Annotated in this window: 23 protein-coding genes; 5 read left to right on the top strand and 18 right to left on the bottom strand. The window is 49.9% G+C overall.

Annotated elements, in window-relative coordinates:
• The first annotated feature begins 12 nt into the window (after positions 1-12).
• A complete protein-coding gene (locus FC82_RS01025; RefSeq protein WP_054759256.1) occupies positions 13-759 on the top strand; it encodes an IclR family transcriptional regulator in 747 nt (248 codons plus the stop codon).
• A gap of 162 nt (positions 760-921) precedes the next feature.
• Here the strand turns inward: FC82_RS01025 and FC82_RS01020 are convergent, their stop codons facing one another.
• From FC82_RS01020 to FC82_RS01010, 3 genes are all read right to left on the bottom strand, one after another.
• Complete coding sequence (locus FC82_RS01020) at positions 922-1,251, bottom strand: hypothetical protein (protein ID WP_056995972.1); 330 nt, start codon at positions 1,249-1,251, stop codon at positions 922-924.
• 4 nt (positions 1,252-1,255) lie between these two features.
• The gene (locus FC82_RS01015; protein WP_056995971.1) at positions 1,256-2,422 is read right to left on the bottom strand and encodes an MDR family MFS transporter; all 1,167 of its coding nucleotides are present in this window, start codon (positions 2,420-2,422) and stop codon (positions 1,256-1,258) included.
• 99 nt (positions 2,423-2,521) lie between these two features.
• Complete coding sequence (locus tag FC82_RS01010; protein ID WP_054759291.1) at positions 2,522-3,547, bottom strand: zinc-binding alcohol dehydrogenase family protein; 1,026 nt, start codon at positions 3,545-3,547, stop codon at positions 2,522-2,524.
• 203 nt (positions 3,548-3,750) lie between these two features.
• Between FC82_RS01010 and FC82_RS01005 the strand changes: the two genes are divergently transcribed.
• A complete protein-coding gene (locus FC82_RS01005; RefSeq protein ID WP_054759260.1) occupies positions 3,751-4,089 on the top strand; it encodes a hypothetical protein in 339 nt (112 codons plus the stop codon).
• Positions 4,090-4,101: 12 nt separating this feature from the next.
• Positions 4,102-4,923, top strand: coding sequence for an SPFH domain-containing protein (locus tag FC82_RS01000; RefSeq protein WP_056995970.1), 822 nt, complete (start codon positions 4,102-4,104; stop codon positions 4,921-4,923).
• Positions 4,924-5,250: 327 nt separating this feature from the next.
• On the opposite strand, the gene FC82_RS00995 is transcribed toward FC82_RS01000, so the two are convergent.
• The 14 genes from FC82_RS00995 to FC82_RS00930 form a co-directional block, all read right to left on the bottom strand.
• Entirely contained in the window at positions 5,251-6,045 is a 795-nt protein-coding gene (locus tag FC82_RS00995; protein WP_054759262.1) for an Ig-like domain-containing protein, read from the bottom strand.
• A gap of 497 nt (positions 6,046-6,542) precedes the next feature.
• Entirely contained in the window at positions 6,543-6,797 is a 255-nt protein-coding gene (locus FC82_RS00990) for a hypothetical protein (RefSeq protein ID WP_054759264.1), read from the bottom strand.
• 1 nt (position 6,798) lies between these two features.
• The gene (locus FC82_RS00985; protein WP_054759266.1) at positions 6,799-7,329 is read right to left on the bottom strand and encodes a shikimate kinase; all 531 of its coding nucleotides are present in this window, start codon (positions 7,327-7,329) and stop codon (positions 6,799-6,801) included.
• Positions 7,330-7,332: 3 nt separating this feature from the next.
• Positions 7,333-8,199, bottom strand: a complete 867-nt coding sequence (locus FC82_RS00980; RefSeq protein WP_054759268.1) for a prephenate dehydrogenase — start codon at positions 8,197-8,199, stop codon at positions 7,333-7,335.
• 4 nt (positions 8,200-8,203) lie between these two features.
• Positions 8,204-9,499 carry a 3-phosphoshikimate 1-carboxyvinyltransferase gene (gene aroA, locus FC82_RS00975; protein ID WP_056995969.1) on the bottom strand — a complete coding sequence of 432 codons (1,296 nt, stop codon included), beginning with the start codon at positions 9,497-9,499 and terminating at the stop codon, positions 8,204-8,206.
• 69 nt (positions 9,500-9,568) lie between these two features.
• Positions 9,569-10,735: a chorismate synthase gene (gene aroC / locus FC82_RS00970; protein ID WP_056995968.1), complete on the bottom strand. Its 1,167-nt coding sequence runs from the start codon at positions 10,733-10,735 to the stop codon at positions 9,569-9,571.
• A gap of 20 nt (positions 10,736-10,755) precedes the next feature.
• Positions 10,756-12,264, bottom strand: coding sequence for an MFS transporter (locus tag FC82_RS00965; protein ID WP_065101424.1), 1,509 nt, complete (start codon positions 12,262-12,264; stop codon positions 10,756-10,758).
• A gap of 536 nt (positions 12,265-12,800) precedes the next feature.
• On the bottom strand, positions 12,801-13,940 hold the full coding sequence (folP, locus tag FC82_RS00960; protein WP_056995967.1) for a dihydropteroate synthase: 1,140 nt from the start codon (positions 13,938-13,940) through the stop codon (positions 12,801-12,803).
• Between the two features lie 149 nt (positions 13,941-14,089).
• Positions 14,090-14,689 (bottom strand): non-canonical purine NTP pyrophosphatase, encoded by a 600-nt coding sequence (locus FC82_RS00955; RefSeq protein ID WP_054759272.1) that lies wholly within the window; start codon positions 14,687-14,689, stop codon positions 14,090-14,092.
• On the bottom strand, positions 14,682-16,007 hold the full coding sequence (locus FC82_RS00950) for a bifunctional folylpolyglutamate synthase/dihydrofolate synthase (RefSeq protein ID WP_054759274.1): 1,326 nt from the start codon (positions 16,005-16,007) through the stop codon (positions 14,682-14,684). The genes FC82_RS00955 and FC82_RS00950 overlap by 8 nt, the downstream gene beginning before the upstream one ends.
• 6 nt (positions 16,008-16,013) lie before the next feature.
• The gene (gene folE, locus FC82_RS00945) at positions 16,014-16,583 is read right to left on the bottom strand and encodes a GTP cyclohydrolase I FolE (protein ID WP_056995966.1); all 570 of its coding nucleotides are present in this window, start codon (positions 16,581-16,583) and stop codon (positions 16,014-16,016) included.
• Positions 16,576-17,079, bottom strand: coding sequence for a 2-amino-4-hydroxy-6-hydroxymethyldihydropteridine diphosphokinase (gene folK, locus FC82_RS00940; protein WP_056995965.1), 504 nt, complete (start codon positions 17,077-17,079; stop codon positions 16,576-16,578). Before folK ends, folE begins: the two co-directional genes overlap by 8 nt.
• Positions 17,076-17,483, bottom strand: coding sequence for a dihydroneopterin aldolase (gene folB, locus FC82_RS00935; protein WP_082620115.1), 408 nt, complete (start codon positions 17,481-17,483; stop codon positions 17,076-17,078). Before folB ends, folK begins: the two co-directional genes overlap by 4 nt.
• A 78-nt stretch (positions 17,484-17,561) precedes the next feature.
• Complete coding sequence (locus FC82_RS00930) at positions 17,562-18,104, bottom strand: putative periplasmic lipoprotein (RefSeq protein ID WP_054759280.1); 543 nt, start codon at positions 18,102-18,104, stop codon at positions 17,562-17,564.
• Positions 18,105-18,258: 154 nt separating this feature from the next.
• Between FC82_RS00930 and FC82_RS00925 the strand changes: the two genes are divergently transcribed.
• Positions 18,259-18,762 carry a phosphatidylglycerophosphatase A family protein gene (locus FC82_RS00925; RefSeq protein WP_054759293.1) on the top strand — a complete coding sequence of 168 codons (504 nt, stop codon included), beginning with the start codon at positions 18,259-18,261 and terminating at the stop codon, positions 18,760-18,762.
• Positions 18,763-19,395: 633 nt separating this feature from the next.
• On the opposite strand, the gene FC82_RS00920 is transcribed toward FC82_RS00925, so the two are convergent.
• Positions 19,396-19,617, bottom strand: a complete 222-nt coding sequence (locus FC82_RS00920; protein WP_054759282.1) for a helix-turn-helix domain-containing protein — start codon at positions 19,615-19,617, stop codon at positions 19,396-19,398.
• A gap of 487 nt (positions 19,618-20,104) precedes the next feature.
• Here FC82_RS00920 and zwf point away from each other — a divergent pair, with 487 nt between their 5' ends.
• Positions 20,105-21,577, top strand: a complete 1,473-nt coding sequence (gene zwf / locus FC82_RS00915) for a glucose-6-phosphate dehydrogenase (protein ID WP_054759284.1) — start codon at positions 20,105-20,107, stop codon at positions 21,575-21,577.
• Positions 21,578-21,842 lie beyond the last annotated feature (265 nt).

Genomic DNA, 21,842 nt, shown 5'->3' with positions numbered 1-21,842 from the left:
AGCAAAACACGTATGGCAAAACCAATTCGATCCGTCGCACGGGCAAGTTCAATTCTCGACTATCTGGCCGACCGCCCCGAGGCAAAACTCAGTGAGCTCAGCGCCCACCTTAATATTTCAAAAACAACCTTGTTTGGCATTGCTGAAACGCTGTGCCAACAAGGTTTTGCATACAAAAATCCCATTTCTAGCGGTTATTCCATTGGTCCAAAACTGATCACGTATGGTCAACCACTGTCAAACGACCAGCTGACACGGCTGGTACACCCTTATTTACAGGTCGTGGCCAATGAATTTCACGAAGCCATTTTTTTGACAGTGCTGCAGGATCAGCGTGTCCACTATATCGCAAAGGTTGATGCGGATCTGCCTCCAAAAATGGGGGAGGTCACAAATACCACCAGTGACAGCTTCCTGTACAACACCGCAGCAGGCAAAACGCTGCTCAGTACGTTTTTACCAGCGGAGTTAACAGTCTACCTTGACCAGTTGGAACAAACCGGCAAACTCACCGAAACTGAAGTACGTAAATTGAATCGCGAATTGATAAAGATTCGCCAAGCTAATTTAGCGTACGACTTAGGCGAACAGGCACCAAACGTCAACTGTGTCTCAGTGGGTATCCGCAACTACCGCCACGAGGTACTTGCCAGCATGGCGGTAGTTCTGATCGATGAAACCGATCCAACCGACAAATTGCACGCCTTGGCAGCGCGCATGCAGACAATTTCAACAGCATTAGAAACACGATTAGTCTAAAAAAACTTCCCAAACTACGGGGAAGTTTTTTTGTGTTTTCAAATTAAGGTAACCTAAACCCTGAAGTGCCAATTGAACGGTGTAGAATGTGCTTCATCGCAAGACTACGGCCACCCAGTTGTGTGGGCAGCAACGGCAGTACCACACAACTGGCAAAAACGGTTATCCACCGTACAAAAACCGGTAATAGTGCCCGGCACGATTGAAACTCGCCCGCACCAGCTTCGCAGCCTTGCGGGGGTCGCGACTGACAAACATGTCCTCGTTGCTTTTCAACAGGACACCGTTCATGGCTTCGTTGATGACGAATTCGGCCTGGTAGGGCGTGAAATCGTAAGCGCGGCCAAGAACCCGTTTCAGCTCCTGTAAAAAGCGCAGTTTCAGCTGTCGTTTGCCTAGGGCATCACCCCAGTCGCCATGAAACTGAAACCGATGATTCCACACTTCGTCAATCAGGTTATTCATTGCTAACGCCCGTTGTTCAGGGGTCATTCTCTCATCTCCCGACTTGCAAATACCGTCCCATCAATAAGAACAGGGCGACCACGATGGCAATCGTCGCCGTTAAGAACAGCGCTTGATAACTGAATTCATCAATCATGATGCCGCCAAATAGCGGTCCAACAGCCCGCCCCATGGAAATGGCAACGTTGTACATGCCCTGATACTTGCCCTTGCGCCCGTTGACAGCCAGGGCGTCGATCCACGCCGGCATGCCCGGAAACCCAATCATTTCGCCAATCGTCAGCACGACCATCACAATGATAAACATGTAGTACTGGCTGGTAAAAACGAGCAGGAAAAACGAGGTTGCAAAAATGAACACACCGATACCAATTTGAACTGGCAACTTTAAGTTAACGAACAGTCGATTCACAAACGGTTGTCCGATGACGATCATAAACCCGTTTAACGTCCATAACAGGCTGTAGTTTCTAAACGGAATCCCGAGGTTGGTCATGTGAACTGAAATAACACTCTCCCACAGCGCGTAACTCGCGTAGATAGCAAACACCATCAGGCACATCAGTAAAATCAGCTGCATGCGATGAGGCGCCACGTGATTGGCCTCTTTTTTTGCAGGCTTCATTGCATCGACGTCCACCCGAAAAGCCGTGGCCATGATGATGAAGAGCACGATGTAGCACACTGTTGTGACCGTGAAAATGACCGTGATACCCAGTGCCAGCAAGTAGCCGACCAAGAGGGTGCCGATGACGACACCAACGTTTAACGCGATGTAGAGGACGTTAAACACCTGCCGCGTTTTATGGTGGGTAATGGTCGCGGCAAACGAATTATCGATGGTCAGACTGATACCGTCACCGAAGCCGACAACCACCAGCAGAATCCCGAAAATGGGCCAGCTGTGAAAGAAGATCAGCAGAATCATGGCAATCAGTGACATGCCTGCCCCCACAAGGCCGGCCAGGTACGGCGACCAGCAATCAAACAGGATCCCGCCGACATAGTTGCCGACCATCATCATCAGTGACATGACCAGCAGCGTTGTCCCGGCTGTGGTCAGCGACTTATGCAGCATTTTATTCATGTAGATCGTGGTCAGCGGCCACATAAAAGCTGCCCCGGTATTCAGCAGTAATGTCGCCCAGAAAACGGCTGTGAGGCTGATTTGTTTCTTTTTGGCAAATAGTGATGACATTGTGTTCTCCCCTTATCGCATGTCGTGCTCAGGGCATACCAAAAGGGCTGAGCTACTAGGCACCCAACCTGATTGGTTCACTGGAACATGCGTGATTGACTAGGCCTTACCGTTAAACGGTCCGCTCACGACTAACTTACCAAGCGTGTGGCCAGCTTCAACTAGCTGGTGTGCTTTTCGTAAATTAGCAGCGTTGATGCCCGTTTCGATGTTGGTCGTCAGCGTTGATTCTAAAACGCCCTGATCCAGCAGTCGGCAAGCCAGCTGCAGAATTTTTCCTTGGGTGTGGACGCGGTAGTTCGCATCCGACTTGGCAAACATGTACTCCCAGTCAAAACTGGCGGCCTTGTTTTTGATCAAATATAGCGGCAGATCGACGGTGCTGCCCACGATCGAGCCAATATGGCCGAATGGTTTGACCAGTTCACTGGCCACCTTAAAGTAGGCCTCCGGTGCGTATAAAATAGCGATGGCGTCCAACTGCTGATAGCCGAGATCGTGAATCTGGCTCAGCAGGTCTTCATGGTAGTCCAGCGGATAATCAACACCGTGGCGTTTCAACCAGTCGAAATTTTTGGGGCTGCTGGTGGCCAGAACCGTCAACCCCGCCCAGTGTGCGAGTTGGCTCAGGATGGAACCGACACCGCCGCTGCCGTTCACGATCAACAGTGTTTTATTTTGATTTTGGTTGCCTTTTGGAACGAAGTGCATTTTTTCAAACAAGAGTTCATAGGCGGTCAGTGTCGTCAGCGGCATAGCAGCAGCTTCCGCATCCGATAACGCTTTGGGTGCGCTGCAGGCCAGTCGCTCATCAACTAATTGGTATTCTTCATCGGACCCGTCTACCTGAGAGCTGCCAGCGTAGTACAACCGGTCACCCACCTTGAATTTTTCCACGTCGGGGCCGACAGCTGCCACCTTTCCCACGGCGTCGTAGCCGAGAATCTTGGGTGCCGTTTCATCTGTGACTGTCAGCCGCATTTTCGTGTCGACCGGATTGACCGATACGGCGCTGACTGCAACTAAAACCTGACGGCCGGTCGGCGTTGGCTTGTCCAGTGTGAGATCTGTTAAAAACTGTTCATCACTTGTCTCGAGCGCCTTTAACGCGCCGATTGCTTTCATTTTTGCCATATCGATTGCCTCCGTTTTTTTCGTTAGCCCCATTGTAACCTAGATAACGCCCATGATGCCACCGTTGACGCAAACGGATTTTCAAACCTTGGGCAGGCCAGCTTAAATCTTGATAGTGCCGGTGCTTGACGGCGCAGCGCGACTCACGGATAATCAAGGTATATTGCAGCGCAACACGCATAGGAGTGGTGACTATGACAACCAAAGGAACATTGGAAAACGATAATGAGCTGAACCTGCATTTAGATGCGCAGCTGTACAGCCGCCTGGCGGCCATTGCGGCGGCCAAGGGGCTGCCACTGGAAGCCTATATCGTCAGCGTTTTGGAACAGGTCAAGGTTTCGGAAACCTTCGAGAAGCGCCAGGTGATCGGCCAAATCGTTACCGGCCGTGCGCTGGCTGCTGACGATCTTGTGTCCGTGGCCGGTATCTATTACCGATACCAGCTGACCGACCAGCAGCCAGTTGACCCAACCGCCAAGTACGTTGTCATCGCCGCCAACGGCAATAGTTTGACGCTGCGCCAATTATAGGGGGAAAACCACATGCCATTAGGATTTAAAATCGTCCCGCAAAATAACCAAGGACTTGTTGAAACGCTGGGAAAATACAGTCACAGTGTCAACTCGGGTCTGCATTTTTACATTCCCATGATTCAAAAAATTCGCCGGGTGAGTTTAGCAATGGAACCGCTCGCCCTGCCGAATTATTCGATCATCACAAAGGATAACGCCGATGTGTCAGCCAGTCTGACGCTGAACTTTCACGTCACTGACGCCGTGAAGTACCAGTACGAAAACACCGACTCCATCGAATCCATGGCGCAACTGGTCCGTGGGCACTTGCGGGATATCATCGGCCGAATGGACCTGAACGAAGCGCTGGGTTCGACCGCCAAGATCAACCAGGAATTGACCTTAGCCATTGGTGACCTGACCAATACGTACGGCGTCAACGTTGACCGGATAAACATCGATGAACTGACCCCGTCACAGGCCATTCAAGAAGCCATGGATAAACAACTGACCGCCGACCGGGAACGGATTGCAGCCATCGCAAAAGCTGAAGGGGAAGCCAAGTCCATCGAGCTGACCACAAAGGCTAAAAACGACGCCCTGATGGCCACCGCCAAAGCGGAAGCCGACGCCACCAAGACCCGCGCCGATGCAGAGCGTTACCGGATCGACACCGTCCAAGCCGGCCTGTCCAACGCCGATGACAAATACTTCCAAAACCAATCTATCAACGCTTACTCCGAACTCGCCTCATCCCCAGCCAACCTCGTTGTTGTGCCTTCTGACAGTGCCGCCGATTATGGCAAGCTGCCAGTCGTCGGTAATTTACTGGGTAAGGGTGCTGAAAAGTAGCGTTTAACGATAAATGTGGGTCGTCATTTGCGCCTAACTGCCGGCATCCCAACGTTAGGTACCCTTTAGAGATACTGGTAAATTAATCTATTCGTCAGCTTCTAGGTTGCAGCCTTTTCAGCAAAAAAATTTTATTGCTTGTCAGCTTATGGAAACAACGAACGCTGACGAACCTGCTAATCAGCACTTAACCCAATATAGCTAAGTACGGACCCCCCAAATTGCGGACTGCAAGGGGAAATAACCGCGGCCAATCAAAATCAGACAACAATAAAAACGTCCAAGCCATTTCTGGTTTGGACGTTTTTGAGCGGCATTAAAGCCGAATTACTTTTGTAAGGTGTAAGTGTAGTAAGCTGCTGGGGCCTTACCAACTGAAGCCTTGATCTTTTGGTTCTTGCTGTTAACGATGACGAACTTGTTCTTAGCAGTGAAACGCATGTAGAACGAAGTCTTTTTGCCCGTCTTAGGGGTAACGTTGATCTTCCAGAAGGTTGGGGTCTTAGTAGTAACGCTGTAAGTAGCCAACTTCACTGGGTAAGCAGTCTTCTTGCCGTAAGTAACCTTTTCAGTTAAACCGGTCTTTTGGCTGAAGGTGTATTGAATTGCCCAGCCCTTGTATGTTGCGCTCTTCCAAGTACCAGTAGGTGTTGAAATCTTAAAACTTGCGGTACTTGACTTCGTTGAACTTGATGAAGTTGAGCTAGTGGTCTTGCTCGTAGTAGATGAGGTTGTTGAGGTCGTGCTTGACTTGGTAGAAGCAGCCTTAACAGTCATGATCCGGTAGAAGTAGCGGCCGGTCTTGTTGTTGTGAGCGTAGACGTAGAGTTTAGTCCCGGTCTTTTGCTTAGCTGGCAGCTTAACACTGTAAGCGCCGGTAGTAGAAGAAGCCGTTCCCTTAGCAATGGTCTTGTTCTTAGCGTTGCGGATAACAACGGCAACACCCTTAGTGGCCTTACCAGTAACCTTGGTAGAGTTGTTGTAGATCGTGTTGACAGAGATGGTTGGACTAGTTGAAGTTGCGGCTTGGGCAGTAGTTTGAGACGTGTAGCTTTGTGCCCCGATACCCATTAATCCAAATGCTGCCACCAAACTGGCAGTAACGACAGCCATTTTTTTCATTACTTAATCGCTCCTTTAATTTAAATGCTTAGCGGTCTGACCCACTAAACTAATTTCCGTTTGTAAGTGTAACGTTTTATGATGTCAAAACCAAGGGGTATTTTGAAACTTTTACAAGTTTTTAACGCATTTTAAGAACTCGTTCGATTTCTGTGTCAAAAATTAAATTCTCGCTACGAATTGGTAACATTGGCTTGGCAGAGCTTTCCGGATTCAGGCGACTAGTCTGGACAAAAATGACCCTTTTACTTACTCTGCCGACCTGCCAGACAGCTGTGGGACGATGCTTGTATCTTCAATACCAACCAAGGTCAATTTGCGTTCCTCTTCGTGATTAAGCAACGTCCAAAGAGAGGCGGCACATTGCGAATGATGCAACAGCAACCTCGAAAAAAAATAATGCTTGTTGGCTAAATGCTATGTATTGCTGCTGACGTTGTATCAAACTGCACACTATGAAACATGACAAAAAGACCCAGCGACAACGGGTCTTAAAATCAATCATCCGGCTTCAATTCCAGTTCAAACGCACCGCCATTAACTTCAAACGGTTGGGAAATTAATTCACCAGGATCAAAATACACTTCAGTTTTGTGATAGATCTTTCCCCGCTTGTCCATCAGATCCAAATGAACGCCATACTGGGTCGTTTCAAACGGGTTGCGGGTAACAACGTAGGAAAGGCTGGTACCGTCGGCGTAGCGCTGTTTAATAGCCTTATCGAGGACCAGTGGTAACGTGATGTGTTCCATATTAAATAATGTCAGCTTGATCGTCTAATTCAAATTGGTGAAATCGACAAATGGCCGCAACGACCTCCTCTGGTGTCAGGTTGTCGGTTTCGATTTCAACGTCACTAACACTGTGGTAATGCGGGTCCCGTTGTGCCTTCAGCCCAGCGATACCGTCGATGCCAACTTTTTTGATAACTGGTCGGCCATCCGCGCCGCCAATGCGTGCCAAAACTGTTTCTGGCTTGACGTTCAGTAAAATAACTGGGACGTCACTGGCTCTTAAGAGGTTGAAGTTTGATTCTTGAATCGGTGTCCCGCCGCCAGTTGATAAGATGCCTTGGGTGTTCTTCATTGCATCTGCCAAAACATCGTGTTCCATGCGTCGGAAAGCAAATTCGCCGTCCTGGTCAAAAATTTCGGGAATGGATTTGCCGGCATGTTGCACGATCAAATCATCCAAATCACTGTGTTCCGTATGTAGCTCGTCTGCCAAAAGTTGGCCGACAGTGGTTTTGCCACTGCCCATGAATCCTACTAAAATTGCTTTCATAAGTTAGCCCTCCTCGGTGGTGCGGTCAAGTTGTTGGCGCGTGCGTTGCGCCTGTTCAAAAAAATCGTGGATCTGTGGTTCATCACCCGCCGCAATGGCGGTTTTGATCTTAGTTAACGTGGCAATGTAATCATCTAACTGTGATGTTATGGCTTCGGTATTACTCAGCATAATGGCCGTCCACATGGTGGGGTCAGACGCGGCAATGCGGGTGGTACTCTTAAACCCGCCCGCGGCGGCCTTGAGGCCGACAGGGTCATTCTTTAACTCTGCCACTGCTGTGTTGATCAGGGTAGCCGCCAAAACGTGCGGCACGTGACTGATCTGGCTGACAAGTTGATCGTGCTGTTCGGCTTCAATGGTCACCCAGCGTAACTGTGCGGGCGCCAATAGGCGTTGAAACAGTTGGCGCTGTTCCAGCCTCTGGGAACCGTCGACCAGAAAGTACACCGCGCCGTCAAAGAGGTTGACCCGACCGGCCCGACCCCCAGTTTCGTGGGAACCGGCCATCGGATGGCCGCCCATAAAGGCGATGCCCTTTTTCTGTAATGGTTTTGCAGCTGCCATTACCTGACGTTTTGTGCTGCCAACATCGATGACCACCACGTTTGGCTTCAGCGGCAGGTCGGCCAGCGCAGCAAGTTGTTTCGTAATCACAGATACCGGTCCAGCTAGAATGATTACGTCCGCCTTCGCGCTGCCTTCAGCAAACGTGGTACGGGCATCGATCACCCCCTGGGCCAGCAGAAACTGGCTGGTATCGTCGTTGGGGTCGGCGCCTAACACCGTGGTGTCAGTGTCAATCTGTTGCATGATTCGGGCCAGGGAACTGCCGATCAGTCCCAGGCCGCTGATAAATACCGTCGTCATTGCGTCACTCCTTTGGTAACAGTGTGTTGAGGTCGTCGAAAAATTCAGGATAAGAAATGCGAACACTGTCGGCACCGGCAAGTTGCACCGGTTTGTCGACCAGCAAGCCGGCAACGCCTAGAACCATCCCGATCCGGTGATCATCGTGCGCGTCCAGCTGGTTATCTGTTACGTGCCACGGCATTCGCCCATCAATGACGAACCCGTCTGGCAGTTCTTCGATGTTGATACCAAGCTTCGTAAACTCTTGCACGATGGCGGCAATTCGGTCAGTTTCTTTGACCCGCAGTTCTTCGGCACCAGTGATTCGGCTGATGCCATCCGCCTTCGCTGCCAGCAAAGCAACCAGCGGCAGTTCATCGATCACGGCTGGAATATCTGCCGCGCCGATGTTAATGGGGTGCAGGTCAGCCGTTTCAATGGTTAAATCACCAATCGGTTCGCCGTCAGTTGGCGCGGCGTCAATGCTGACCTTACCGCCCATGCGCTGCAGAATGTTCAGCAGACCGGTCCGCGTCTTGTTCAACCCCACATCCTTCAGTGTGATCTTGGAATTCGGCACCAGGCTAGCGGCAACCATGAAGAACGCCGCGGAGGACATGTCGCCGGGCACCGTCATGGTTTGACCGGTGAGGTGCGGTTGCGGCTGAACGGTGATCGTTACCCCGTCAGCTGCCGTAGCGATGTCACCGCCGAACTGGGTCAGCATCCGTTCGGTGTGGTCCCGGGTCGGCAGCTGTTCCACCAAGGTGCTGGGCTTGTCAGCCTGTAACGCTGCCAGAATCAGCGCGCTTTTGACCTGTGCACTGGCAACCTGAAGCTGGTAGGTCACGCTGTGAAGCGGGCTTCCGGTGATGGTCATCGGCAAGTGGCCGTCAGTCGTTTCAATGTTCGCACCCATTTCGCTAAGCGGCACGCTGACCCGTTTCATCGGCCGTTTTGAGAGTGAGGCGTCGCCAATCAAAGTACTGGTAAACGACTGGCCTGCCAACAGGCCGGATATCAGGCGGGTCGTCGTCCCCGAGTTGCCCATATCTAGTGGTTGGGCACTCGGCTTCAGTCCATGTAAGCCCACCCCGTGGATGGTCACATCTTGACCGTCTCGTTCAATGTGCACACCTAATTGCTGAAAGGCGGCTAACGTTGATAGACAGTCAGCAGAGGTTAGAAAATGGGATAAGTGTGTGGTGCCTTCGCTGATGGCACCTAGCATGATGCCCCGATGAGAAATACTCTTATCACCGGGCACCACCAGAGTGCCGTGTAAATCGGTGCTTGGTTTTCCGTTCAGTGTTTTCAATCTGGGGCCTCCAATAAATAGTTAATAGGTAAGATAACGCATCGTTTGTCTTTTGGAAATATAAATGACTTAGAAATTTTTCAATTCATTACGGTAGTCTGCAATTTGTTGCTTGAGTCGGCTCATGTTGCTGCCATCAAAGGTGTCGGTGATAGCCTTAGCGAGTTCAATGGCCACGACACTCTCGATCACGATCGAAGCGGGCACGATGGCTGTTGTATCGGAACGTTCCACGTTGGCCTTCTTAACTTCCTTAGTGTCAACATCAACGGACTGCAGTGGTTTGTAGAGGGTTGGAATCGGCTTCATGGCTGCCTTGATAATAATTGGCATCCCGTTAGTCATTCCGCCTTCAAAGCCGCCTAAGTGGTCGCTTTCGCGGTCGAACCCTTCGCCATCGTGCCAGTCGATCTCGTCCATGACGTCACTGCCGAAGCTGGTCGCGGCCTTGAAGCCGTCGCCAATCTCAACCCCCTTCATGGCGTTAACGCCGACAACAGCGGCTGCCAACTTAGCGTCTAACTTGGTGTCCCAGCTGATGTAACTGCCTAAACCAGCCGGTACGTTGGTGGCCACCACGCGAATGATACCGCCGAGGGTGTCCCCGTCCTTCTTGGTCTTGTCGATCAGGTCGTGGATCTCATCAATCTTGTCCGGCTGTACGATTCGTAAATCGTTAGCCAAAATTGTTTTTTCGATATCGGCCACGTTTAACGGGTTCTGGTCATCCGCCTTAACGGGACCGATTTGCTGAACGTAGCCAACCAGCTTGATGCCAAGTTGTTCCAGAAACTGCTTGCATACTGCGCCGATGGCGACCCGGATGGCTGTTTCACGGGCTGATGAGCGTTCCAGGACGTTTCGTAAATCGCGGTGACCGTACTTCATGCCGCCGACTAAATCAGCGTGTCCGGGACGCGGCCGTTCAACCTTACGAACTGAATTAGCAGCTGTTTCATCAGCAATCGGGTCCATAATCTCGGACCAGTGCGCGTGGTCGCGGTTATTTACGACCAGTGCAATTGGTGACCCTAAAGTTTTTTTGTGGCGAACCCCGCCGACAATGGTGACCTCATCGTGTTCGATCTTCTGCCGGTTGCCGCGGCCATAACCGCCTTGGCGGGCTGCCAGTTGGGCGTTAATGGCGTCGATATCCAGCGTCAGGCCGGCCGGCAGTCCCTCAATAATACCGGTGAGTTGGGGGCCGTGTGATTCTCCTGCAGTTAAGTAGTTCATAAGTGAGTGATTCCTTTCCGTTACTTATTTGTGAGTTGGCTGGAAGCTGGGAGCGGTTTGTCGTGCTTGACCGTTTCCTTATCCTTCAGCGCGTTTTCAGTCGTGAGTTTAGCTTGGTATTCGCGGGAATTACGCATGATGTGGGTGTAAATGTCCTGCATGTATGCGCGCGTTTCCGGGTTCGGATCATTTTCAGCGACCCGTTTGAGCACTTGGTCTTCCCGCCCATGATCCATGACGGGTAAATTCGAAGCACGTTTGGCTTCATTGACCATGGTGACAGCGTCGAAGCGTTTTGCCAAGAGTTTAACAATATCTTTGTCCAGATGATTGATTTCTTTGCGCGCCGTTGTCAGTGAGGCTTGCCGGCCAACCGTCATGGCAACCAGCAAAACGACGATGGTGCCGAGGATACCGACGATAATGTCGGCGTCCATGGCGCGGGCGATGCTCTGTTTAGAGAGCCACCCGGTGACCACTGGAACGGTAAATGTGGCGACACTGCCGAATGTGAAGTACGTCCCAGTAACGAGCCCCTTGTGTTGCGGGTAGAGCCGCAGGAAGATGTTTAAGGCCACCTGCATCATCCCACCAGCCGCGGTAAACCCAAAGACGAAGCAAACCGCTGCGGACAGCCATTGAATCGATGTGGTACAAAGAATAACTAAGGCAACCAGTGATAGGGCGTTGTTGACCACCAGCAGTCCGGCTTCAGAAACTTGCCGACGAAGCAGTGCGAAGGTAACGATGACCCCTGAGATAGACCCGATACTATAGAGTGAGAGTAAGCCGTGCCCAATCAGCGCGCTGTAGTTCAATTCGTTGGTGGCAAACATCGTGATCCACTGAGTGAACAGGATCATGATGGCCATGCTGGTGTAACCGTAAATAGACAGGGCTGCGGTGGCGATCCATTTCTTCGGCCGGGATAAATGTTCCTGTGCCAGTTCAGTCGTTTCATCGACCTGATTGCGCTTCGGGAACGTCACCCGGTTTAACAAGAAGAAGTTAGCCACTAAGATAACAGCGGCGACCATGAAGGACCAGCCGAACCACATCTTTTGGGTATCCAGCGTTGCAACCAGCAGCGGCAAGATGAATTCCCCTACGGACATGAATGCCTTAATGAAGACGTTTGATGCGCTGGACTTGCCGCCCATTTCAACGAAGGTCGGGTAAGTCCCTGAATCCAGTGCAGAGTTGGCGATCCCAGCCATGATAGCAAACAGGTAAGCCAACTGAATGTTCTTCACGAACGGCATGCCCAGGAAGAAGATCAAGTAGGAGAAAACGCCAACGTAAATCAGAAACTTGCGTCCGAACCGGTCTGATAGGTAACCAAACACAAAGTAGGCAAGTAACCGGCCGATCCCGATCCCTGATACCACGTATGACACGGTGGCAATCGGTACGCTCCAAAAGCGCCCGAGGGATTGCATATTTTGTGTTAGGATAATCAGCCCGAACCCGTGAACCAAGTAGTTCAGGTAGAGGCATATCGATAAGATTCGTTTCTGAGGCTTTGACATTTCCACTCACTCCTTGTTTTTGATAAAGAAAAAACCAGCTAGACAACTGTCCTAGCTGGTTAGTTTTTTATCCGTAAACGGAATAAATGACTAGTACCGGCTAGAACTTCACGTCTAGCTGGCACGACAAATTGACGGCTTAGCTTTAGACGCGAACGCGTGGTTAGGCGTCCGCATCTCGCTGCGGACGCTAACTAAAGTAGTAGCCGTAATAATACGCATTAACTTTGGTTAAAGTCTTTGTCATCGTCATTAGTTCCCTTCTAGTAAATGTTGATTACATTAAAACATATTAACCTTATCGCGTCAACCTTTAATCTAATTTTAATTTTAAGAGAGTGCGCATCAGTCTTGGTTAAAAATGTCGTTCCGTTCCGTTGTGCGCAAATACGTCGTGAACTATTTTTAAAGTGATTGTGGTACTTGGCATCAATAAAAACGCAACTGCGGGTCATAATGAATGGCGTTCGACAATTTTCGCGAGCCATTACCACACTACGTTCACTCGCTGCATGCAACGAACACAGAAGGCAAAACTAAGCCAGCCAATACCCCTTCTCAATCTCATCTAAGAACGTGATCATCTGCCGCGTCTCTTCAACATCGTGCACGCGAATGATTCGCCCGCCCTTCAGCATCATTTCAGTTTCAGTGATCAGTGTCATTGGCAAGCGGTCGTCTTTTTCTAGGCCAAGCAGCTGCTTGTAGAAGCCCTTGCGTGACACGGCGACCATCATTGGCCGGTTGAGGTCGTTGAACTGATCGACGTTACGCATCATAACAAAATCCTGCTTGCTGTCGGGGAGTTTGGAGTAGCCGATACCCTGATCTAAGGCGATGCGGTCGAAAGCCACACCAGCGTCCGTGATTGCCTTGATATTATCTTCAAAGAACGTGTGCATCTCTTCTGATAAATTTGTAAAGTCGTTGCCGCGACCGTTGAGCATGGTCAGCAGTCCGACACGTTGTTTTGCCAAGTAAGGTAATTTTTCAGGGTCATCCATAAAGCTGTTGACGTCGTTAATGACGTCAACCCCGGCATCGATAGCCGCTTTCATGACGGGCAATTTGTAGGTATCGATTCCCACGGCCATGTCGGGGTACAGCAGTTTGATCTGTTTAATGTACGGAATCGTGCGTTCAATTTCTACTTCCGGTGTGACTTCGGTGTAACCGGGACGGGTCGTTTGGCCATTGACTTCGATGAGGTCGGCGCCAGCTTCCACCATCTCGGCAATGTGGGCGCTGACCGCTTCCTTAGTCTGGTAACGACCACCATCGTAAAAGGAATCCGGTGTGATGTTCATAATGGCGTAGATCATTGGTTTCTCGCGCAGTTCAAACCGGAAATCGTTGGCCTGCCAGCCAAGTTCATAGCTGGCCAAAACGTTGGTCAGTTGTTTGTCCGCTTCCTGTTCGCCGGGGAACCAGGTCAGCCAGTTGTCGCTCAGTTGTTTGGTGGCCTCATACGCCAACAGTCCGCTGACCGTTGTCCCCTTGCGGGTCACGGTGCCGTCAAATTGGCGCAGGCGGGTCCTTAACGCGTCAGCTTGAGCTGAGGTCGCATCGGTAAATTGCAGCTGGATCAGTGTTTGATCCTGAGTGAGTTTAAACAGCGCTTGGCTGGCGAAATCGTTTTGACCGGCCAATGCCTTGGTGGTGTCATGAATTTGCATATCAGGTCTCTTCTCTCTTATGTGACTAGCTAGTCGATTTTTGCCTCGTGTGGGAACATGTTTCAACGGACCGCATGACAATCGGCTTCATCAAGTCTGTCAAACACGGCCGCTATTTTCTGCTAAATAAACTATTTTCTGCGGATTAATTATTGGTTTCTCGCTGACTTCAACAATTGGGCGAGCCGAACAGCAGCCTGGCCGCGGTGGGTCAGCGGGATACGTGTATCGTCGGGCAGCTCCGCCAAAGTCTGGTGAGTGGCCGAAAGCACAAAGAGTTTGTCAAAGCCGGTCGAATAATGGCCCTGTTCAGCCTGTGCAATGGTGCCGGTCACTGTACCTGTGGCCAATACCGGATCCGCGTTTTGGGAAACGGCACAGAGCGTGCAGGTCATCGTGGCTGTACGCTGATCATCAGGCGCCTCCTTCAACGCCAGTAACAACGTTTCGTTATCACTGTGCTGATGGTCCTGATGCAAGTACCGTTTAGTGGTGACGCCAAGGGTATCGCCGATAAACGGCACTTCAAGGCCGCTATCATCCGCAATTACCGGCTCTCCAGTGACTTGAGCCAGGAACTGCGCCTTTAACCGGGCATTGTCCGCGTAGCTGTCAGTTGTTTCAACGGGAAAGGTCATTGGCGGCCAATCATCCGTGTACGGTTTGGCGCTGATACCCGCGCGGTTGAGGCAGGCAATTAAGTCGGCCGTTTTGTATTGATTATTTGAAGCGATCAGCCATTCAGCCATCTAGTTTGACCCCCATTTCAGCGAGTTCGCGGACCACGTAAAAGGAACCGCTAACCACGATCGGCCCGTCAGTAGCCGTTTGATGTACCGTCTGCCAAGCAGTTGGCATGTCAGGCATCGCTTGCACTGACACGTTCGGATTCAGAGTCGCAATGTCGGCAGCCAGCTGCTGGGCCGGCAAAGCGCGCGCCGGGTTATCCGGTGTCACCGTGTAAACGGCCTTTGCTGTGGGTAAAAGGCTGGTCAGCATGGGCGTCACCGCCTTATCTGCCAATACACCGAGGATCCACGTCACATTCGGTTCAGGATCGATTGCTTGGATACTCTGAACTAGCGCGGCCATGCCATCCGGATTGTGCGCAACGTCCGCAAAGGTCAGCGGTGAGGCGCTCAGTTGCGTAAACCGACCGGGCAGATGAACGTGCTGTAATCCGTTGCGAACAGCCTCATCCGTAATAACGACGTGCTGTCGGCGCAGTTCAGCGATTGCGGTCAGAATCAAGGTCAGATTCTGAAGTTGAAATGTACCGGTAACGTTAACGCGCAATCCTACCCACGAAAATAACGTGTTCTGCAGTGTGGCTTCAATCCAAGTCGGGGCAATCGTCACATCCGTCACTCGTGTTTCCGGGGCGCTAAGCGATACCCCTTGCCTGTCCGCTTCGGCCTGCAAAACACGCATGGCATCTGCTGGTTGCGCAGCCAGTGTGACCGCAGTCGTTACGGGTTTGATGATTTTCGATTTCTGGGTCGCAATCTTTGTGATCGTATCACCTAAGATCGCCATATGGTCCATGGCGATCTTTGTAAAAATCGTCAGTTGCGGTGCGCTGATGGCGTTCGTCGCGTCCGTTAGTCCGCCCAGACCAGCTTCTAAAATGGCGTAGTCTACCCGCTGATTTTTAAACCAGATCAGGGTCACTAAAAACTGCCATTCAAAAATGGACACACCGTCCAGTGGCAGTCCCAGTCGTGTCACAACCGGTTTAATTTCTTCATAGCTGTCAATAAACGCGGCTTCGCTGATCCACTTGTGGTTGAGCTGAATCTGCTCGCGGTCGTTTAGGATGGCGGGACTGCTGAACCGGCCCACGCGGTACCCCTGCTGTTCCAGGACCGCCCCCAGCATGGCTCCCGTGGACCCCTTGCCGTTGGTTCCGGCAATGTGGATCACATGGTAGGTCTGGTCGGGATGGCCGAGGGCTGCCACAATTTTTTTCAGCAGCGGCACCCGATTAGTGTCGCCAACGAGCCGTGATTGATTAAACTGGTCGATCAATTTCGTGTATAACGCATGTATTTCCGCTTCTGTCGCCATTGCTGATCACCCGTTAATACGTTGCAGAAACTCTTGTTTAAGGACTGTATCGGTTTTAAAGTTGCCGGTGTAGTAACTGGATTCCGTTTGACTGCCGGTCTTTTCTACTCCGCGCATTTCCATGCACATGTGACGAGCCGAGATCGAAACGGCAACCCCATTGGGATCCAGAATGCGATTCAGCTCCTTGGCAATATTCACGGTCAGCCGTTCTTGAACGTTTGGCCGTTTGGCACAGTAGTCGATCAGGCGTGGGATCTTGCTGAGACCCATGACCCGTTTATGATCTGGCACGTATGCCACCTGTACCGTTCCGAAAAATGGCAGCAGGTGGTGTTCACACATTGAGTAGAAGGGAATGTCCTTGATCAGGACCATTTCCGTGGTCTCCTCAACGGGGAATAGTTTGTAGTTATCAAAGGCCGGGGCGTTTAACGATGAGAAGATCTCACCGTAACTGCGGGCGACCCGCGCTGGCGTTTCTACTAATCCTGGGCGGTCCGGGTCTTCACCAACGGCTTCTAAGATCATCCGTACCGCCTTTTCAATTTTTTCCTGATTTGTCTTATCAATCATAAGCTATCGTCACACCTTCTAATTTTCGTATCCAACTCTGATCTGCTTGTTGTGCTAAGGCTTGTTCAACCCGTTGTTTCGTTTCACTATCGTCGCCGGCAATCTCTTGGATCGGCAGCAGCACAAAATTACGTTCAGCCGCGTGAGGATGCGGGACTGTGAGGTCGGCGGTATGTATGTCGCGATTGCCCCAATAAATGATGTCTAAGTCGACAGTCCGCGGGCCCCAGTGAACGAGCCGTTGTCGATGCAGCGACTGTTCAATGTCGTGCAGTACCGTTAAAAGCGATTCCGGGTCCAAACGAGTTGTCAGCGCCACTGCGATGTTGTAGAAATTGGCCTGATCGCGTTTGCCCCATGGTTCGGTCTCGTAGACAGACGACACTGCGGTCACCATGACGTCCTCTTGGTCAGTTAAGCGCTGCACCGCGGCGTTTAAATTGGCCAGTTGATCGCCCATATTTGACCCAATACTCAAGTAAACCTGTTCCGTCATTTCTCATCACCGGAGGCCGGACTGCCTAACACCTGATTTTCCACAACTTGATCCCCGGCGACTTCGATCTCGACATCGTCAAAAATGCCCGGCATCGGCACACTGTACTTGCGGATCTTCAGATTCACGTGTGTCGTCATGGCGTAATCACCCAAAATCTTCTTTAACAGCTCGTTTGCCAGCGACTCGATCAGCTTATACGAGTGCGTGTTCACAAATTTATCGATCGTATCGCGCACATCCGCGTAACTAATCGTCTCGTTCAGAGCATCATGCTGAACGCGGGCCTCGATCGGGTAGGTCAGCGCAACATCAATTGCCAGCTGCTGGCCGTTGCGCCGCTCTTCCGGCAAGACCCCGTTAAAAGTATGAAAGCGTAAGTTATGAATTCGAATAACACCCAATTGTTGATTCTCTTCTCTCATTAATCATAGTCGTATTGCCATTTTAACATGGCCGCTTACCTAAGTTTAGTAACTGCCCTACGAATAGTTCGACAGGCGGTTAATTGTAGCTTCATCCGTCAGCAGTGACTGCCGCGCCGTATCATACTGCTGCATGGTAGTCTTCATGGACTGGTGCTGCCGACTCGCCTGAACCACATTACGGGCCACCGTCACCAGTTCGTCACAGTCATAAATAGCAGAGGTCCCAACGGTAATATTGTGGCCGTGATAATTGCTGAAATAGTCAATCACAGCCTCCCGATTTTGACGGTAGTCATCCAGGTCATCGATGAGGCTCGCTGGTACTTTCGTGTGTTTACTGGCATCCGCCACCATCTGATCCGTTGCCTGCATCGTATTTTCAAAATTCGGCAGCACCCATTCTCGTAATTTCACCCCGTCAATATCACCGTGGTGGCGCGTCTGGTGTTCAGTCTGCGTCACGTTAGCCGTCACTGCCGTTGTATCATCTGTACTGTCCTCGTTTTGCTGATTAGCCGCGCCCGGCGTATGCGGCGACTGGCACCCGGCCAACCCCACTGTCAGCAGAACGGCAACCAACCATTTTCCCTTCTTCATCGGCATTGCTCCCACGTTTTTTAATGGTCAACTTTAGCCTTAATGATACCAGATTTAGGGCGGTATCGTTGGTTTTTCATGACCAAATTATGAAAAGTCCATGCCATTCTTCTTCATTTATTGGTACACTGTGTTAAAAGAAGGGATGATGAGTTTGAATAACAAAAACTTTAAGTACCCAGACACCGCTGCATACAAATTTATGATGTCCTATTTTGAATCCAAAAGCATTCATGTTGAGGATATCGCCGACATCACTTACGCCATGCAACTGAAATACGAACCGGAACTGACTCGGCCAGAAGCCGTTGACGCTGTCATCGACGTTCTCCACAAACGTGAAGTCATGAATAACGCCATGGTCGGCATCGCGCTGGACCAACTAGCAACAACGCACCAGTTGCCAGAACCCCTCCAAAGCATTGTCGAAAACGACTCAGGCGTCTTCGGCGTCGACGAGCTGTTAGCAGAAGGTGGCATTTCAGGGATATACGGCAAAATCGCCTCAACCAATTTCGGTTATCTAGACCGGGAAAAACGAGGCATCTTGAAGGAATTAGACACCGTTAAAGATGAGGGCGTCAATACGTTCCTAGACGACATTATCGCCGCAGTAGCGGCAGCAGCGGGAGCTAAGATAGCGCATAAGTATGCCTAGAGTGCGGAAGGAAGCGGTTAAGGGGCGGAGCGTAAGGGACTTTGACCCAAAAAGTCCGGTCCTGACTTTTTGGGTCAAAGTCCCTTACGCAGCAACCCCTTGCTTCCCGGAGCACGTTTCGGCTATGTGAGAGCGGTGAGAGCACGTTTCGGCTATGCGAGGGCAGCGAGAGCACGTTTCGGCTATGTGAGGACAGCGAACAAGCTTCTGCGAGTTTAATAATACCCACCCCAGCATAAAAGCCATACCGACAAAAACCAGCCGCGCCTCGTCACACTGACTGCTGACAGAGGCTAAACTCCCCCAAGTGTACCAACCCTGTGCAGAGATAGATAAGTCTTATTTCTTAACTTATATAATAGGGAGTACCTATAACAAAAATAAAAAAAGAGGAACTGGACGTGCTGTCCCAGTTCCTCTTTATCGTTTAAAGTGATGGTTCATTCGTATGATACCTCGGTTGCTACTAAAAACTTCGATTTCAAGTCAGTTAATGCTTGTTATTTCTGTCGAAACATTGATGAAACGTATCTGCAATCGAGCGTTGAAGTCTAATAAGTCAGGGCGACCAATCCGTTGCGTGTTCTCCTGTCCCTGAAATTACTCGATTTTTAGAAGGCAAGTCACTGCCCGCTAAACACCTTCCTCTGCTCTCTCGCAAATAGGCATCAACGCCCGCATCTCAGTCAAACTCGATCCGTTATCCACGAAACAGGTAATCATATCGAGCCAATAGAGATTCCTATCTGTGTACGTTGTTCTCTCATCCTTACAGGGCAGTAATCCCGCTTTTGTATAGCCGGCTATCGTTTCGGTCGTCACGCCCGATTTAGCTGCTAATTCTGCCAATGTCATGAGTCAACCAATCCCTTCGTTTAGCGCATTTTTTCAAAAAAATGATGCGTTTCGTTTTTTTAAACAAGGGCTAGTTTACTCGAAATTCCAGAAAATTCAACCTTTATCTTTTCAGCAACGCCAGCATTGAATTAAGGGTAGCCTAATTAAGAGAAATCATGTATAATTGGTTTATACCATTAAGACGAATAATATTTACTGCAACCGGTTGAATTTTACTAAAAAAGATTTGGAAAACACTTTCAATTCATTTTCTTTCAAAAAGATAGTTTTGCGTGAAAGCAGTTTTCAAAAGGGCTCCTAACGTACATTTTCGATATGAAGTCACCCACGGTTAAGAAAGTTGAGTCGAACCCCTTTTTTTACTTCAAATTTGTTATATAATAACTTCGACAACAAGTGGTCTAGACGAAATGGGTTGCCCGATTTTCGTTTAGGCGCACTGATACCTACTACTTTATCTATTTCATTTAAGGAGTGAATTTTATTGGCTACTGAACGCACTTCACTATTTATCTTCTTTGGGGGTACTGGCGACCTAGCTTACCGTAAACTGTACCCATCAATGTTCAACTTATACAAGAAGGGAACCCTTCGCGAACATTTCGCTGTTATTGGGACTTCTCGTAACAAATTAACTGACCAAGGCTTCCAAGACGAGGTCCGTAAATCACTTGGCACCGCTAAGAGCGATAAGGAAGCAGAGAAGTTTATCTCTCACTTCTTCTATGAAGCCCACGATGTTACTGACAAGGAACACTATTCTGTTCTGCGTGACCGTGCTGATGAACTTGACAAGCAATTCAAGTTACAAGGCAACCGGATCTTCTATCTGTCACTTGCCCCTTCATTCTTCGGCACTGTTGCCGGCTACCTGAAGGAAACCGGTTTGACTGATAGTAAGGGCACTGATTGTCTGATCATTGAAAAGCCATTTGGCCGTGACTTTGACTCAGCAAAACAATTAAACGACGCCTTAAGCAAGTCCTTTGAAGAAAATCAAATCTTCCGGATCGACCACTACTTAGGTAAGGAAATGATTCAAAACATCGAAGCTGTCCGCTTTGGTAACACCTTGGTCGAATCCCTTTGGAACAACCGTTACATCGACAACATCCAAGTCACCCTTTCAGAAAAACTGGGTGTCGAAGAACGTGCATCATACTACGACAACTCAGGTGCTCTTCGTGACATGGTGCAAAACCATATCATGCAAATTGTCAGCCTGTTAGCCATGGAACAACCAGTGTCATTTACCGACGTTGATATCCGGGCTGAAAAAGTGAAGGCTTTGCGTTCACTGCGCGTTTACAATGTTGCTGATGCTTCAACTAACTTCGTCCGTGGCCAATATGGTGCCGGTGATTCACAACGGGCTTACCGTGATGAGGACAACGTCCCTCACGATTCAACCAACGAAACGTTTGTTGCTGGTAAGTTATTGTTTGATAACTACCGTTGGTCAGGTACCCCATTCTACATCCGGACTGGTAAGATGTTAGCTGACAAGTTCACCCGTGTGGACGTTGTCTTCAAGAAGCCGCTGATCGACATCTTCTCATTCCCACAAAACCACAACGCCCCACTGGAAGCCAACGTTTTGACGATGTTCATCGAACCAAAGGCTGGTTTCTCACTGCGGTTGAATGCCAAGACAAACGGTCAAGGCTTCCAGACCATGCCAATCAACTTGGATTACTTTGTTGATGACAAGGATTCAAAGGATACGCCAGAACCATACGAACGTTTGCTGCATGACACCTTGAAGGGTGACGGTACCAACTTTGCTAGTTGGTCAGAAGTTTCCTACGCATGGCGTTTCGTGGACCAAATCAGAAAAGTTTGGGACTTGCAACAACCAGAGTTCCCTAACTACACACCAGGTTCAATGGGTCCAGCCGCAGCTGACGAACTGATCCAACGCGATCACCGTCAATGGTTTTACCGTTTAAACAAGTAAATTACTGATTTATAAACTAAAGCCAGATTTGCCATCGCGCAAGTCTGGTTTTTTATTTTTCAAGCCTTGTTAACACTTGTGAAATCTCGGCTATTGAACCACTTTTGACCACACTTGTGCATTAATCAATCTGAGGTGAAGAGCGTGAGCAATTTAATTATTTTTCTTCTCTTACCGTTTTCTCTGTTCGGTTAACAAAATAAAAATAACCCCCGATTTAAAATTGAAGTGCAACACTTGATAACTAGACCAATTAGACTAGCTT

The sequence above is a fragment of the Secundilactobacillus collinoides DSM 20515 = JCM 1123 genome (assembly GCF_001435975.1).
GTDB classification, from domain to species: domain Bacteria; phylum Bacillota; class Bacilli; order Lactobacillales; family Lactobacillaceae; genus Secundilactobacillus; species Secundilactobacillus collinoides.
The sequence above is the reverse complement of the archived record's forward strand: the minus strand, read 5'-3'. Positions and strand labels throughout refer to the sequence as shown.

Excerpts from the sequence above, each read along its gene's own strand:
- FC82_RS01025 (WP_054759256.1), top strand. The coding sequence starts at position 13 with ATGGCAAAACCAATTCGATCCGTCGCACGGGCAAGTTCAATTCTCGAC.
- FC82_RS01020 (WP_056995972.1), bottom strand. The coding sequence starts at position 1,251 with ATGACCCCTGAACAACGGGCGTTAGCAATGAATAACCTGATTGACGAA.
- FC82_RS01015 (WP_056995971.1), bottom strand. The coding sequence starts at position 2,422 with ATGTCATCACTATTTGCCAAAAAGAAACAAATCAGCCTCACAGCCGTT.
- FC82_RS01010 (WP_054759291.1), bottom strand. The coding sequence starts at position 3,547 with ATGAAAGCAATCGGCGCGTTAAAGGCGCTCGAGACAAGTGATGAACAG.
- FC82_RS01005 (WP_054759260.1), top strand. The coding sequence starts at position 3,751 with ATGACAACCAAAGGAACATTGGAAAACGATAATGAGCTGAACCTGCAT.
- FC82_RS01000 (WP_056995970.1), top strand. The coding sequence starts at position 4,102 with ATGCCATTAGGATTTAAAATCGTCCCGCAAAATAACCAAGGACTTGTT.
- FC82_RS00995 (WP_054759262.1), bottom strand. The coding sequence starts at position 6,045 with ATGAAAAAAATGGCTGTCGTTACTGCCAGTTTGGTGGCAGCATTTGGA.
- FC82_RS00990 (WP_054759264.1), bottom strand. The coding sequence starts at position 6,797 with ATGGAACACATCACGTTACCACTGGTCCTCGATAAGGCTATTAAACAG.
- FC82_RS00985 (WP_054759266.1), bottom strand. The coding sequence starts at position 7,329 with ATGAAAGCAATTTTAGTAGGATTCATGGGCAGTGGCAAAACCACTGTC.
- FC82_RS00980 (WP_054759268.1), bottom strand. The coding sequence starts at position 8,199 with ATGACGACGGTATTTATCAGCGGCCTGGGACTGATCGGCAGTTCCCTG.
- aroC (WP_056995968.1), bottom strand. The coding sequence starts at position 10,735 with ATGAACTACTTAACTGCAGGAGAATCACACGGCCCCCAACTCACCGGT.
- FC82_RS00965 (WP_065101424.1), bottom strand. The coding sequence starts at position 12,264 with ATGTCAAAGCCTCAGAAACGAATCTTATCGATATGCCTCTACCTGAAC.
- folP (WP_056995967.1), bottom strand. The coding sequence starts at position 13,940 with ATGCAAATTCATGACACCACCAAGGCATTGGCCGGTCAAAACGATTTC.
- FC82_RS00955 (WP_054759272.1), bottom strand. The coding sequence starts at position 14,689 with ATGGCTGAATGGCTGATCGCTTCAAATAATCAATACAAAACGGCCGAC.
- FC82_RS00950 (WP_054759274.1), bottom strand. The coding sequence starts at position 16,007 with ATGGCGACAGAAGCGGAAATACATGCGTTATACACGAAATTGATCGAC.
- folE (WP_056995966.1), bottom strand. The coding sequence starts at position 16,583 with ATGATTGATAAGACAAATCAGGAAAAAATTGAAAAGGCGGTACGGATG.
- folK (WP_056995965.1), bottom strand. The coding sequence starts at position 17,079 with ATGACGGAACAGGTTTACTTGAGTATTGGGTCAAATATGGGCGATCAA.
- FC82_RS00930 (WP_054759280.1), bottom strand. The coding sequence starts at position 18,104 with ATGAAGAAGGGAAAATGGTTGGTTGCCGTTCTGCTGACAGTGGGGTTG.
- FC82_RS00920 (WP_054759282.1), bottom strand. The coding sequence starts at position 19,617 with ATGACATTGGCAGAATTAGCAGCTAAATCGGGCGTGACGACCGAAACG.